At 65.3% G+C, this 12,095-nt stretch carries 11 protein-coding genes; 4 read left to right on the top strand and 7 right to left on the bottom strand.

Features of this window, described 5'->3' with window-relative positions; genetic code table 11:
* Nucleotides 1–185 precede the first annotated feature (185 nt).
* Nucleotides 186–491 carry an ATP-dependent Clp protease adapter ClpS gene (gene clpS / locus NKH95_RS13735; RefSeq protein ID WP_023809857.1) on the top strand — a complete coding sequence of 102 codons (306 nt, stop codon included), beginning with the start codon at nucleotides 186–188 and terminating at the stop codon, nucleotides 489–491.
* 2 nt (nucleotides 492–493) lie between these two features.
* Here clpS and NKH95_RS13730 read toward each other — a convergent pair whose 3' ends face one another.
* The 4 genes from NKH95_RS13730 to NKH95_RS13715 are packed head-to-tail and all read right to left on the bottom strand — an operon-like array spanning nucleotide 494 to nucleotide 7,362.
* Entirely contained in the window at nucleotides 494–2,572 is a 2,079-nt protein-coding gene (locus tag NKH95_RS13730) for a hypothetical protein (protein ID WP_352773802.1), read from the bottom strand.
* Between the two features lies 1 nt (nucleotide 2,573).
* Nucleotides 2,574–5,396, bottom strand: coding sequence for a DUF4159 domain-containing protein (locus NKH95_RS13725; protein ID WP_352891765.1), 2,823 nt, complete (start codon nucleotides 5,394–5,396; stop codon nucleotides 2,574–2,576).
* Nucleotides 5,393–6,358, bottom strand: coding sequence for a DUF58 domain-containing protein (locus tag NKH95_RS13720; RefSeq protein ID WP_023809854.1), 966 nt, complete (start codon nucleotides 6,356–6,358; stop codon nucleotides 5,393–5,395). Before NKH95_RS13720 ends, NKH95_RS13725 begins: the two co-directional genes overlap by 4 nt.
* Complete coding sequence (locus tag NKH95_RS13715; protein WP_352773800.1) at nucleotides 6,358–7,362, bottom strand: AAA family ATPase; 1,005 nt, start codon at nucleotides 7,360–7,362, stop codon at nucleotides 6,358–6,360. The genes NKH95_RS13720 and NKH95_RS13715 overlap by 1 nt, the downstream gene beginning before the upstream one ends.
* A gap of 154 nt (nucleotides 7,363–7,516) precedes the next feature.
* Between NKH95_RS13715 and NKH95_RS13710 the strand changes: the two genes are divergently transcribed.
* From NKH95_RS13710 to NKH95_RS13700, 3 genes are read left to right on the top strand one after another with little or no spacing between them, the layout of a single operon-like run.
* Nucleotides 7,517–8,146, top strand: coding sequence for a DUF1285 domain-containing protein (locus tag NKH95_RS13710; RefSeq protein WP_352773799.1), 630 nt, complete (start codon nucleotides 7,517–7,519; stop codon nucleotides 8,144–8,146).
* Entirely contained in the window at nucleotides 8,146–8,778 is a 633-nt protein-coding gene (locus NKH95_RS13705) for a CoA pyrophosphatase (RefSeq protein ID WP_023809851.1), read from the top strand. Before NKH95_RS13710 ends, NKH95_RS13705 begins: the two co-directional genes overlap by 1 nt.
* Nucleotides 8,775–10,040, top strand: a complete 1,266-nt coding sequence (locus NKH95_RS13700) for a CCA tRNA nucleotidyltransferase (RefSeq protein ID WP_352773798.1) — start codon at nucleotides 8,775–8,777, stop codon at nucleotides 10,038–10,040. Before NKH95_RS13705 ends, NKH95_RS13700 begins: the two co-directional genes overlap by 4 nt.
* Before the next feature lies 1 nt (nucleotide 10,041).
* Here the strand turns inward: NKH95_RS13700 and NKH95_RS13695 are convergent, their stop codons facing one another.
* From NKH95_RS13695 to hemF, 3 genes are all read right to left on the bottom strand, one after another.
* Nucleotides 10,042–10,227, bottom strand: a complete 186-nt coding sequence (locus tag NKH95_RS13695) for a DUF1059 domain-containing protein (protein ID WP_013529972.1) — start codon at nucleotides 10,225–10,227, stop codon at nucleotides 10,042–10,044.
* A 228-nt stretch (nucleotides 10,228–10,455) separates the two neighbouring features.
* Nucleotides 10,456–10,716, bottom strand: a complete 261-nt coding sequence (locus tag NKH95_RS13690) for a DUF1344 domain-containing protein (protein ID WP_023809849.1) — start codon at nucleotides 10,714–10,716, stop codon at nucleotides 10,456–10,458.
* Nucleotides 10,717–11,027: 311 nt separating this feature from the next.
* Nucleotides 11,028–11,942, bottom strand: coding sequence for an oxygen-dependent coproporphyrinogen oxidase (hemF, locus tag NKH95_RS13685; RefSeq protein ID WP_023809848.1), 915 nt, complete (start codon nucleotides 11,940–11,942; stop codon nucleotides 11,028–11,030).
* Nucleotides 11,943–12,095 lie beyond the last annotated feature (153 nt).

The raw sequence follows: 12,095 nt of genomic DNA, 5'->3' as shown, positions 1-12,095 counted from the left end.
CTTTGCGCGTCGCTCGAAATAGACGGCCGCTTTCGCTGGTGCCAGAATGGCGGCAAGGTTGCTACGCCAGAAGCAATTCACCGTTTCGTGGAAACGGCGAACTGTTCTGATCTTTTGTCTTGACGCAATTCCGGGCGGAAAACCATTTTACACTTTTCCGGGAATTGCTCTAACGGTCGGTTCCGATGCCTGAAATCACCACAAAACCGCGCGTCCAGGTCAAGCCGCAGGTCGAACGGCCAAAGCTCTACAAGGTCATCCTCATCAATGACGATTTCACGCCGCGCGAATTCGTGGTGACGGTGCTGAAGGGCGAGTTCAAGCTCAGCGAAGACCAGGCGCACCGGGTGATGATCACCGCGCATCGGCGTGGCGTCTGCGTCGTCGCCGTGTTCACCAGGGATGTCGCCGAGACCAAGGCGACGCGTGCCACCGATGCCGGCAAGGCCAAGGGCTATCCGCTGATGTTCACGACGGAGCCGGAAGAGTAGCCCTACCGTCCTTCGCGGTACCACATCGAACCCATTGCCAGAAGCAGCAGGCCGAGGCCGAGGAAGCCGCCGAACAGCGGCACGCGCGAGACGGCCTTGAGCACGCTGTCGTCCGTGGTGCGCAGTCCGATCCAGTCGTTGCCGGACGCGGCACCAGCCGAGCGCACCGGCACGATGGAGGGCAGCGTCACGTCGCTGCCAAGGGCTGTGGACGACGCCAGCCGGCGCACGCTGCCGCCGGTGGCTTCAGCCGGCGCCTTCAGCCGGCTTTCGGTGGAAATGACGTCGGCGAATTCCGGTGCGTTGACCGGCCCGACATGGGCGAGCGCGGTGAGGTCGCCATTGGCGACCTGATAGAGGCCGATCTCGCTGGTCTCGACGCTGCCGAGGAAGACCCCGGGCTCGGATTTATCGAGCTTGACGGTCAAGGTCTTGCCGGACGGGGTGATGATCTGCGCGGGGCCGGGATCGTCGGCCATCGTCTGGCGGCGGATTTCCAGCACCATGCCGCGGCCGTCGGCGGTCAGCCGCTCTTCCTCGAGCTCAGGCTCCTTCATCAGCCAGTGGGCGATGCGCCGGTAGAGCTGGACATGCGGGCCGCCGCCCTCGAAGCCGCGCGCCCACAGCCAGCCCTGATCGGACAGCAGCATGCCGACGCGGCCTTCGCCCTTGCGGTCGAGCAACAGCAGCGGCCGGTTGTCGGCGCCCTTCATCACCACTGCGCCTTCGGGGTTCTGCACGCCGATGGTGCGGAACCAGCGGCTCCAGTGCGGCGGCTCGGTGGCGGAGCCATCCAGCCCACGCGTCACCGGGTGGCGCTGGCCGAGTTCGGTGAGGCGCGGATAGAAGGCCTTGTCGACCACCTCGCCGGTCGGCATCGCCGGCAGGGCGGACATCAGCGGCGTGCGCGCGATCGAGCTTTCGCCGGCATATTCGGGGCCGGCCGCGATCAGCAGCGCGCCGCCCTTTTCGACATATTCGGAGATGTAGTCGTAATAGAGGATCGGCAGCACGTCGCGGTGCTGGTAGCGGTCGAAAATGATGAGGTCGAAATCCTTGATCTTCTCGACGAACAGTTCGCGGGTCGGGAAGGCGATCAGCGACAATTCGTTGATCGGCGTGCCGTCCTGCTTTTCCGGCGGCCGCAGGATGGTGAAATGGACGAGATCGACCGAGGCGTCGGATTTCAGCAGGTTGCGCCAGGTGCGTTCGCCGGCATGCGGCTCGCCGGAGACGAGCAGCACGCGCAGATTCTCGCGAATGCCGTCTATGAGCGCGATGGCGCGGTTGTTGGTGTCGGTCAGTTCGCCCGGTTCGCGGTCGATGGCGAGCTCGACGATGTTGCGCCCGGCACCCGGAATGGTCACCTGCAGCGGCATCGCCTGGCCAACGGTGGCGTGCTCGACCGCGACCTGTTCGCCATTGACCGAGACGCGCACATCGACCGGGCCGGTCTCGTTTTCGGTCGAGATGACGCGGTAGGTCATGTCGAGCGGCTTGCCGACAAGGCCGAAGCGCGGCGCGTTCTCGAAGCGGATGCGGCGGTCCTTTTCGTGGTCGTTGCCGGTGATCAGGGCATGCAGCGGGGCGTTGAAATCGGGCGCGGCCGGGGGGGCGTCATGGACCTCGCCATCGGTGATCATGATGGCGCCGCCGATGCGCGACGGCGGCACGTCGCGGAAGGCGCCCTCGAGCGCGCCGAACAGCCGTGTCTCGGTGCGCTCCTCGGCGGCTTCGGATTTACCCGCTTCGACGACGCGCACGTCGAACTGCTTGAAGCGGCCAAGACGCTGCTGCAGCCCGGCCAGCGCCTCGTCGGTCTGTTTGGTGCGGTCGCCGATGTCCTGGCTCTGGCTGCGGTCGACGATGAGGGCGACGACGCTTTTCAGCGGCTCGCGCTCCTCGTTGAGGAACACCGGGTTGAACAAAGCGGCGGCGAGCGCCAGAAGGGCGATGAAGCGGAAGACCGAGCCGCGCTGGCGAAACCACAGGCCGACCAGCGCAAGCAGCGCCAGCGGCACCAGCGCCAAGGCCAGCAAGGGCCAGGAGATCAGCGGTTCGAAGGAGATCGACCAGTTCATTCTACTGCCCCAGCCGTTCGAGCAGTATCGGCACGTGCACCTGGTCGGATTTGTAGTTGCCGGTCAGCATGTACATCATGATGTTGACGCCGGCGCGCAGCGCGTAGATGCGCTGCATCGGGTCCGCCGGCACGGTCGGCAGCAGCGCATCGCCATTCTCGTCGACCGCCCAGGCGCCGGCGAAATCATTGGCGGTGATCATGATCGGCGAGACGCCATCGCCGGTACGCACCGGCCGGTTCTCGGCGTTGCTGGCGTCGAGCGAGGCCTCGACCCAGAGCGGGCTGCCGGCGAAGCGGCCGGGGAATTCGGGCAGGATGAAGAAGGATTTGGTCAGCACGTGGTCGGACGGTACCGGTTCCAGCGGCGGCACGTTGAGCTTGCCGAGGATGTCGCGCAGCCGCTCCGTCGCTGGGCTGGTCGAATCGGCGCCGATGCCGTTGGCGAACTGGTCGCGGGTGTCGAACAGCACCGTGCCGCCCTGCTGCATATAGGCGTCGATGCGGGCGATGGCGGCCTGGCTGGGCATCGGGGCGGCCGGATCGATCGGCCAGTAGATCAGCGGATAGAACGACAGCTCGTCCCTCGATATGTCGACGCCGGCCGGCTCGCCCGGTTCTAGTGCCGTCTTTTCGACCAGGAAGCGGGTCAGGCCCTCGAGCCCGGCGCGGCTGATCGAATCGTCACCCGGCACGCCGGTCAGCACATAGGCGATGCGGGTCTTCGAAATCGCCTCGATGGCCACCTCGTCTCCCGGCGTGGCGTCGTCGGCGCGGGCAAGGTCGGCATGACCGAACAGGCTACCCAGCGCAATAAGGACCGCGGCGGTGGTTGCCACGGCACCGGCGCGACGCGGCCGGCGTGAAAACAGGCCGCCCATCCAGAACACCGCCAGCGTATCAAGCAGCATCAGCACCAGGGCGGCCGCGACCAGCGCGCCTTTCAAATTGCGCGATTCGTCAAAGGCATACTGGATCGAGGTGATGGGAACAGTGATTTGCGGGCGCGCCAGCGGAGCCAGCGTGCTGTCGGCTTCAAGCAAATTATGGGCAAATACACCTGTCTCGGAACCATAGAGACCGGGCGGGTTTTCAAAAGTCACCGGCAGCGCGCCGGCGCCCGGTACAAGCGGCCGCGCGTCCGGCGTCGGCGGCACCAGCGAGCCGTCGGCTGCAATCATGCGATAGGGCGCCAGCGACGCCGCGGCGGCTTCGGCATTGGCGATGGCCGCGCCCTGGTTGCGCGACAGCTGCACGATGCGGCGCAGCATCTCGACGAAGCTGCCAGAGATCGGCAGGTTCGACCAGGTTGCCTCAGGGGTGACGTGGAACAGCACCAGCGTGCCCTTGCCTTTCTTCAGTCCGGTGACCAACGGCGTGCCGTCGGCAAGGGCCGCCCAGGTGCGCTCGACGATATCGGGTGTCGGCTCGGCCAGCACCTGCCTGCTGACGGTGACCTCGGTCGGGGGCGCCAGATCGGCGAACGGGCCGGCCTTGGGGAATTCGGTGACAGGCTGCGGCGACGTCCATGATAGCGCGCCGCCGAGCGAACGCTCGCCGGTGCGAAGGCGGACCGGCAGCAGATCGTCGTCATCGCCCGCAGTAGCCAGCCGCGAACCGGCGAAACGCACCAGCGTGCCGCCATTGTCGACCCAATCGACAAGCCTCTGCCGGACTTGTCCGGGAATGGTGCCGATATCTGCCATGACGACCATCGCGGGCTTCTGGTCGAGGATCTGCGGGATGGCGTCGGCAAGATCGGCGCTGGAGGGTTCGACCAGATCGGCGAATGGCTGCAGCGCCCGCCTGATGTAGTAGAGCGGCGACAAAAGCGGCTGTGCCTGGTCGGCCTCGGCCTGCGACAATAGACCGACGCGCCGCCGCTTGGAGCTTTCGTCGAGCACGCGGACCGCACCGGCCTGCCGCTCGCCGTCGAGCGCGATGGATGCGAAGTCGTTGCGCAGCTCGAACGGCACCGCCATGGTGCCGGTGGCGGTGGTTTCGCCAGGCGAAAAGGTCAGCGTAGCATCGGCGATGCGGCGGCCCTTGTCATCGAAGGCGCCGGCGGTGACCTGAGCCGGGGCAGGGTCGCCCGGCGCGCGGATGGCGGTCAGTGCAAAGCCGTCGACCTGGTTGTCGGCGGTGGTCAGGCCGGTCAGCGACAGCCTGTCTGCGGTTGCCCAGACGACACGGGTGGCATTTTTCGACAAAAGTGTGTTGAAGGCGGCTTCATCGCCTTTTGCCGCCAGGCCGTCGGCAAGCACGGCGACACTGGCCCCGGGCAAGGTCTCCAGCACGCCGGCGACGCGGGCATAGACGGCGGGCCGGTCGGTCGGGATCGGCCGCGGCTTGGCGGCACGCAGCCGGTCAAGGGCGGTGGCGGCATCGAACGGCCCGATCTCGGCATTGGCCTTTTCGGCGGTGAAGGCGATGACGACCGGCACGCCGTTGGAGCCGGCGTCGTTGATCAGCCGCTCGGCGGTGGCGACGCGTTTGCCCCAGTCGGCGGCACTTGCCCAGTCATTGTCGATGACGAGCGCAAGCGCTGCACCCTCGGCCGGCAGCTTTTCGCGCGGATTGAAGACCGGGTCGGCCAATGCGGCGACGATGAGGGCCGCCATCAAGAGCCTGAGCAGCGTCAGCCACCACGGACTCTGCTGCGGCGTCTCCTCGCGCTTCAGCACGCGGGCCAGGATCTTCAGCGGCGGGAAGATTTCGGTCTGCGGCTTGGGCGGCGTCAGCCTGAGCAGCCACCAGATCACCGGCAGTGCCAGGAGGCCCCACAGCACCATGGGGGCGCCAAAGGAAAGCGGCAGCCAACTCATGCGACAGCCTTTCCTGGCCGATCGCCACCGGCGATCGTGCCGGCACGACCGTCAGCGGTCGGCCTGACTGAGGGGCCATCAGTGGTCATCGCCATGTGCAGCCGCACCAGCGCGTCGGAAGCCAGCCGATCGGTGTGGTTGACGGTAAAGCTCCAGCCAAGCCGTTTGCACCAGGCTGCCAGTTCGTGGCGTCGGGCGGCGTAGAGCAGGCGATACTCATCCCCCAGCATTTCGGCGCGGCCGGCGGTCAGCTTGTCGCCGGTCTCGGGATCGGTGAACTCGGTTCGGCCAGCATAGGGGAAGGTCTCCTCGGCCGGGTCGGCGACCTCGATCAGGTGGGCACGTACGCCGTGGCGGGCCAGCACGTCGAGCCAGGCCATCGTCTCTTCGACGGGATCGAGGAAATCGCTGACGATGACGATGTCGCAGAAGCGCCTGATATCGGACAAATCGGGTTTTGCCGGCAAATCGCCGGCATGCATCAACTGGGCGGCGATGCGTTCGGCGCCGTTGCGGGCGGTGAACGGATCGGTGAGGCCCGGCCAGGCGATGCGCTCGCCGCTGCGCGACAACAGCTCGGCCATGGCCAGCGCCAGCACCAGCGCGCGCGATTGCTTGGAAACGCTGGCGCCGGTCGATTTGTAGAGCATCGACGGCGAGGGGTCGGCCCACAGCCAGACGGTATGGGCGGCTTCCCATTCGCGGTCGCGCACATAGGTGTGGTCGTCGCGGGCCGAGCGGCGCCAGTCGATGCGCGAGGAATCGCCCTCGACATAGGGCCGGAACTGCCAGAAATTCTCGCCGATGCCGCGCTTGCGGCGGCCGTGCCAGCCGGCGATCACGGTGTTGACGATGCGCCGCGCCTCGACCAGCAGGTCTGGCACAAGCGAGGCCCGCAACCGGCCACGGGCGAGCGCGTCGCGCGTCGCTGCCGGAGCCTGGACCTCGCCGATGCGCGGCATCAAATCCCTTTCACGAGTTTCGCCACCACGTCACGCACGCTGATGCCTTCGGCGCGGGCGGCGAAGGTCAGCGCCATGCGATGCTGCAGCACCGGCTCGGCCAGCGCACGCACGTCGTCGACCGAGGGCGCCAGCCGTCCGTCGTAAAGCGCGCGCGCCCTTGTGCACAGCATCAGCGCCTGGCTGGCGCGCGGGCCGGGACCCCAGGCGACGTTCTTGTCGGTCTCGGCGTTGCCTTGGCCCGGGCGCGCCGAGCGCACCAGCGTCAGGATCGCTTCGACGACGCTTTCCGGCACCGGCATGCGGCGGATCAGCGTCTGGATCTCCTTCAGCCGCACCGGCTGCAGCACGTTTTGCGCTTTCGCGTCCTCGATGCCGGTGGTTTCCAGAAGGATGCGGCGCTCTGCCTCGATTTCGGGATAGAGGATATCCACCTGCATCAGGAAGCGGTCAAGCTGGGCCTCGGGCAACGGATAGGTGCCTTCCTGCTCCAGCGGGTTCTGGGTTGCCAGCACATGGAAGGGGGCCGGCAGGTCATGGCGGGCGCCGGCAATGGTGACGTGGTATTCCTGCATGGCCTGCAGCAGCGCCGACTGGGTGCGCGGCGAGGCGCGGTTGATCTCGTCGGCCATCAGCAACTGGGCGAAGATCGGCCCGGGAATGAAGCGGAAGGAGCGTTTGCCGGTCTCGTCCTGCTCCATCACTTCGGAGCCGAGGATATCGGACGGCATCAGGTCCGGCGTGAACTGGATGCGACGCGAATCGAGGCCGAGCACGATGCCAAGTGTTTCGACCAGCTTGGTCTTGGCGAGGCCCGGCACGCCGACCAAAAGCGCATGTCCACCGGCCAGCAGCGCCACCAGCGTACGCTCGACGACGCTTTCCTGTCCGAAGATGACCCGGCCGACCCCGTCGCGGATCCGGGAGATGTCGGCAAGCGCCTTTTCGGCCTCGGCGATCATGTCCTTTTCGCTGATCGGGCTTTCCTTGACCATCACGCTCATGCCGCATCGATCCTTGTGGTTGGAATACCATGGCTGGAACAACGGCTGCACCATACCATAAGTTGCCGCGATTCGGCCTCGCGTGGCGGCTATGTCGAAACTTAAATCACAGACTTAGGCTGACAAGCGGAACAACAGTGACTATTTCGTGACCATGACGGGACCCTTGGGACATCGTGAAGAAAGCCTGACTGGTGCCACCGAGGCGCGTGGCCTCGAGGCACTCATCTCGCGCGCCGCCCGTGCCGGCAAGGGCGCGGCACCCGTCGAACGCTGGAATCCCGACTTCTGCGGCGATCTGGACATGGAGATCAAGTCCGACGGCACTTGGTTCTATCTGGGCACGCCGATCGGGCGCATGCCGCTGGTGCAGCTTTTCTCCTCGGTGCTGCGCAAGGACGCCGATGGCAGGACCTATCTGGTGACACCGGTGGAAAAGGTCGGCATCCGCGTCGCCGATGCGCCGTTCATCGCCGTCGAAATGGACGTTTCGGGTAGCGGCGAAGCGCAGACCATCACCTTCCGCACCAATGTCGGCGATGTCGTCGAGGCCGGGCCGGAACGGCCGCTGCGCTTTGTCGACGAGAACGAGACCGGCGGATTGAAGCCCTATGTGCTGGTGCGTGGCCGTCTGGAGGCGCTGGTGGCGCGGCCGGTGATGTATGAACTGGTCGGGCATTGCGAGGAGGTCGAGATCGGCGGCGAGACGATGTTCGCGGTGCGCTCCAAGGGCGCCGTGTTCCCGATCATGCCGGCGGACCAGTTGAAGCGGCTGAGCGCGTGATGGACCAGGTGACGCCGGCGCCGTTTTCATCCGCGGATTTTCGCGCGCGTTTTGCCGTGCAGCCCGATGCGCATGCAGGCGACGATTATGGCGATCATCGCTTTAACCCCGGCCATCCGCGCCTCAATCAGGGCATGGCGCTGCGCAATGCCGCGGTGCTGATCCCGGTGGTCGATCATGAGGGCGATGCGACGGTTCTCCTGACCAAACGGGCCGAAAAGCTGCGCAGCCATTCGGGGCAGGTGGCATTTCCCGGCGGCACAATCGATCCGACCGATCCGAGCCCTGAGGCTGCGGCGCTGCGCGAGACCTTCGAGGAGATCGGGCTTGGCCGAGACCGCATCGAGATCATCGGCCGCATGCCCGACTATGTGGCCGGCAGCGGCTACCGCATCGCGCCGGTGCTGGGCATCGTGCTGCCCGGTTTCCAACTGACGCTCAACGCCGACGAGGTCGACGCCGCTTTCGAAGTGCCCCTGCGCTTCTTGATGGACCCGGCCAACCACAAGCGCGACAGCCGTATGTGGAACGATCTCGAATGGTTCTTCTACGACATGCCTTACGGCGAACGGCGCATCTGGGGCGTCACCGCCGGCATCATCCGTACCCTCTATGAAAGGCTTTATGCGTGAGTGTCTCGATCGCGGACAGGGCCGACTGGCTCGGCGACAAGCATCTGCAGCGCCTGCTGTTCGCACTGGCCGAAGGCGGTGAAGAGGCGCGAGTCGCAGGCGGCGCGGTGCGCAACACGCTGATGGGCCAGCCGGTCGCCGACATCGACATCGCCACCACCTGCCTGCCGGAGGAAACCCTCCGCCGCGCCGAAGCGGAAGGGTTCAAGGCGGTGCCAACCGGCATCGAGCATGGGACAATCACCGTGGTTGCCGGCGGAAAACCTTATGAAATCACCACCTTGCGCGCTGATATCGAGACCGACGGGCGGCGCGCGAAAGTGTCGTTCGGGCGCGACTGGAAGCTCGATGCTGAGCGGCGCGACTTCACCATCAACGCGCTCTATGCCGGGGCCGATGGCAAGGTGGTCGACCTGGTCGGCGGCATTGCCGACATCGAGGCGCGCCGGCTGCGATTCATCGGCGACCCGGAAGCGCGCATTCGCGAAGACTACCTGCGCATCCTGCGCTTCTTCCGCTTCTTCGCCTGGTACGGCGACGGGCGGCCGGACGCCGAAGGGCTGAAAGCCTGTGCCCGGCTTAAGGAAGGGCTGGCCCAGCTTTCGTCCGAGCGAATCTGGTCGGAACTGAAGAAACTTTTGTCGGCGCCCGATCCGTCACGGGCGCTGCTCTGGATGCGGCAGGCAGGTGTCTTGACCGCAGCGCTGCCGGAAAGCGAGAAATGGGGCATCGATGCCATCCATGGGTTGGCCAAGGCCGGGAAGGATCTGGGCTGGGCACCCGACCCGCTGCTCAGACTGGAAGCGATCGTGCCGCCCGATGCCGCGCGCATGAAGACGCTCGCCGAGCGGCTCAAACTCTCGACCGCCGAAGCGGATCGCCTGCGTCACTGGGCGCTTGCCAGCGCCGTCGAGCCGAAGACGACCGAGGGCGAACTGGCGAAAAGGCTCTATCGCGGTGACCGGCAGGGGTTTGTCGACCGTCTGCGGCTGTCGCTTGCGGCAGCCAGGGTGCGCGCCGTCGAGGACAATGAGGCGCTGCTCGAAGCCGGTGGTTTTTCGCGCCTGCTCGCCTTCGCCATCAAATGGGAAAAGCCGTTGTTTCCACTGAAAGGTGCCGATCTCTCGGCGCTCGGCGCAACTCCGGGGCCGAAACTCGGCGAAGTCCTCAGGAATCTCGAGGCGGAATGGGTCGAAGCCGGGTTTGCCCCTGATCGCGACGCGCTCCTCAAGCGCGCCGCCGAAGCCTTGAAGGCCGGGTAGATCAGGCCGCGTCGCGGGTCTTTTCGATGCGCGAGCGGATCGCCTCGATCATCGTCTCGCGGATCACCGTCTCGCCATGCGTCTCGCGCATGTGCTCGACGGCACGGCGCATGACCTCGGCCTCCTCGTCGGCACGCGTGTGCCAGTCACAGCCGGGCACGAGCGACCCGCAGTGAAATTCCTTCATGGGATTTTCTCCTTTTCCTCCGTGGAGCCCGAGGCTCCGGCACTTTTTTGGCTGACGGTCCAAATCCGAGATCGGATCCTGGGGCCGCGAGCGGGAGAAGCATAACACAGATGGGGTGGCATTGGTTGCAGTCAACGGCGAAAAGGCGGAGCAGGCGCTGCTCCGCCCTCTTACGCTACCCCCAAACAGGACCGGATATCGTCTCATCCTGCTCTGGCGGGCAAGCCATCATTTTGCGACCTTGACGGCCTCGGCGACCTTGTTCTTGCCCTTCATATCCCATGAGACGCGGACCTTTTCACCGACCGTCAGGCCAGGATCCTTGAAGGTTTTGGGAAGCGTAAAAGACGATCCATCATCGAGGACCAGGCTCATGGCCGTCGTGTCAAAGGTCTTGATCGTTCCGGTGGTGTGCTTGACGGCGGCGAATGCCACTGAACCGGAAGCGAGAAGGGCAGCGGCGGCAGCCGAAACAATGATCTTGCGCATTGCGAAGTACTCCTGGAAAGGCGGGTATCTTTTTGACGAAGATGTCCCGCATCGTCTTGGGCCGTCCGGTCGCGTCGGGTCGCGGCTCGCTTTGTCTTGACGCAATTCCCGTCGGAAAGCCGTTTCGCACTTTCCTGGAATTGCGCGCAGGCGAGCCGCCGGCGCTTCCCGACCCGGCGCCACAAATAGACTAGTCTTTTCAACAGCCTATTAGACGGAAAAGAAATTTTTCGCCGCACCGTGTGCCACATTCCATGCCCATTTCGAGCGAATGGGACATCAATGCGGCTCACGCCGGGCTCACCATTTTGTTACGGCCAGCGGACCTCGGGTGGCAGGCTGGAAAGGATGGACGCGACATTGCCGCCGGTCTTCAGTCCGAAGATGGTGCCGCGATCGTGAAGCAGATTGAATTCGACATAGCGGCCGCGGCGGATGAGCTGTTCGTCGCGGTCGCCATCGGTCCAGTTCTCGTTGAAGTTGGCGCGCACGAGGTGGCCGTAGACGACGAGAAAAGAGCGGCCGACATCCTGGACGAAGTTGAAATCGGCATTCCAGCCGCCTTTGTCCTCGCCCGAATGCAGCCAGTCGAAGAAGATGCCGCCGGTGCCGCGCGGCTCGTTGCGGTGCGACAGATAGAAATACTCGTCGCACCAGGCCTTGTATTTCGGGTAATCGGCGACGTCGGCGTTCTTCTCGCAAGCGAATTGCATGGCGCGGTGGAAGGCGACCGTGTCGGGGTCGTCCTGCGTGCGGCGGCTGTCGAGCACCGGCGTTAGATCGGCGCCGCCGCCGAACCATTGGCGAGATGTGACCACCATGCGCGTGTTCATGTGCACGGCCGGAACGTTTGGGTTCCAGGGATGCGCGATCAGCGAAATGCCAGATGCCCAAAAGCGCGGGTCTTCCTCGGCGCCCGGCATCTGCTTCCTGAATTCGGGTGAGAACTCGCCGTGGACGGTCGAGGTGTGGACGCCGACCTTTTCGAAGACGCGGCCGTGCATCATCGACATGGTGCCGCCGCCGCCGCGCCCCTCGTCACGTTCCCATGGCGTCTTTTCGAAGCGGCCGGGCGACCACGAGGCCAGCGGCCCGCCAAGATCCTGCTCGATCTGCTCGAAGGTGGCGCAGATGCGTTCGCGCAGCGCCTCGAACCACAGCCTTGCCTTCATCTTCTTCTGTTCGATGTCGGCGGGCAGGCCTGCCGGTATTTCTGGTCGTTCCAAGTGCCGTCTCCGGTTGGGGCGGCGAGTCCCACAAATGACTCGTCTTTTGCCGGCGCGATCCCTAATCTCTTAAGGGCAAGGGTCAAGTCACTTTGGTTTTGCGCATGATCCTTTCCGAAACTCGATTCCGATTTCGGGGTCATGCGCCAGGTG

This window comes from Mesorhizobium sp. M0848 (assembly GCF_040319805.1).
Classification (GTDB): Bacteria; Pseudomonadota; Alphaproteobacteria; order Rhizobiales; family Rhizobiaceae; genus Mesorhizobium.
Note: the sequence above shows the minus strand (reverse complement) of the source record. Positions and strands in the feature narration are given on the sequence as shown.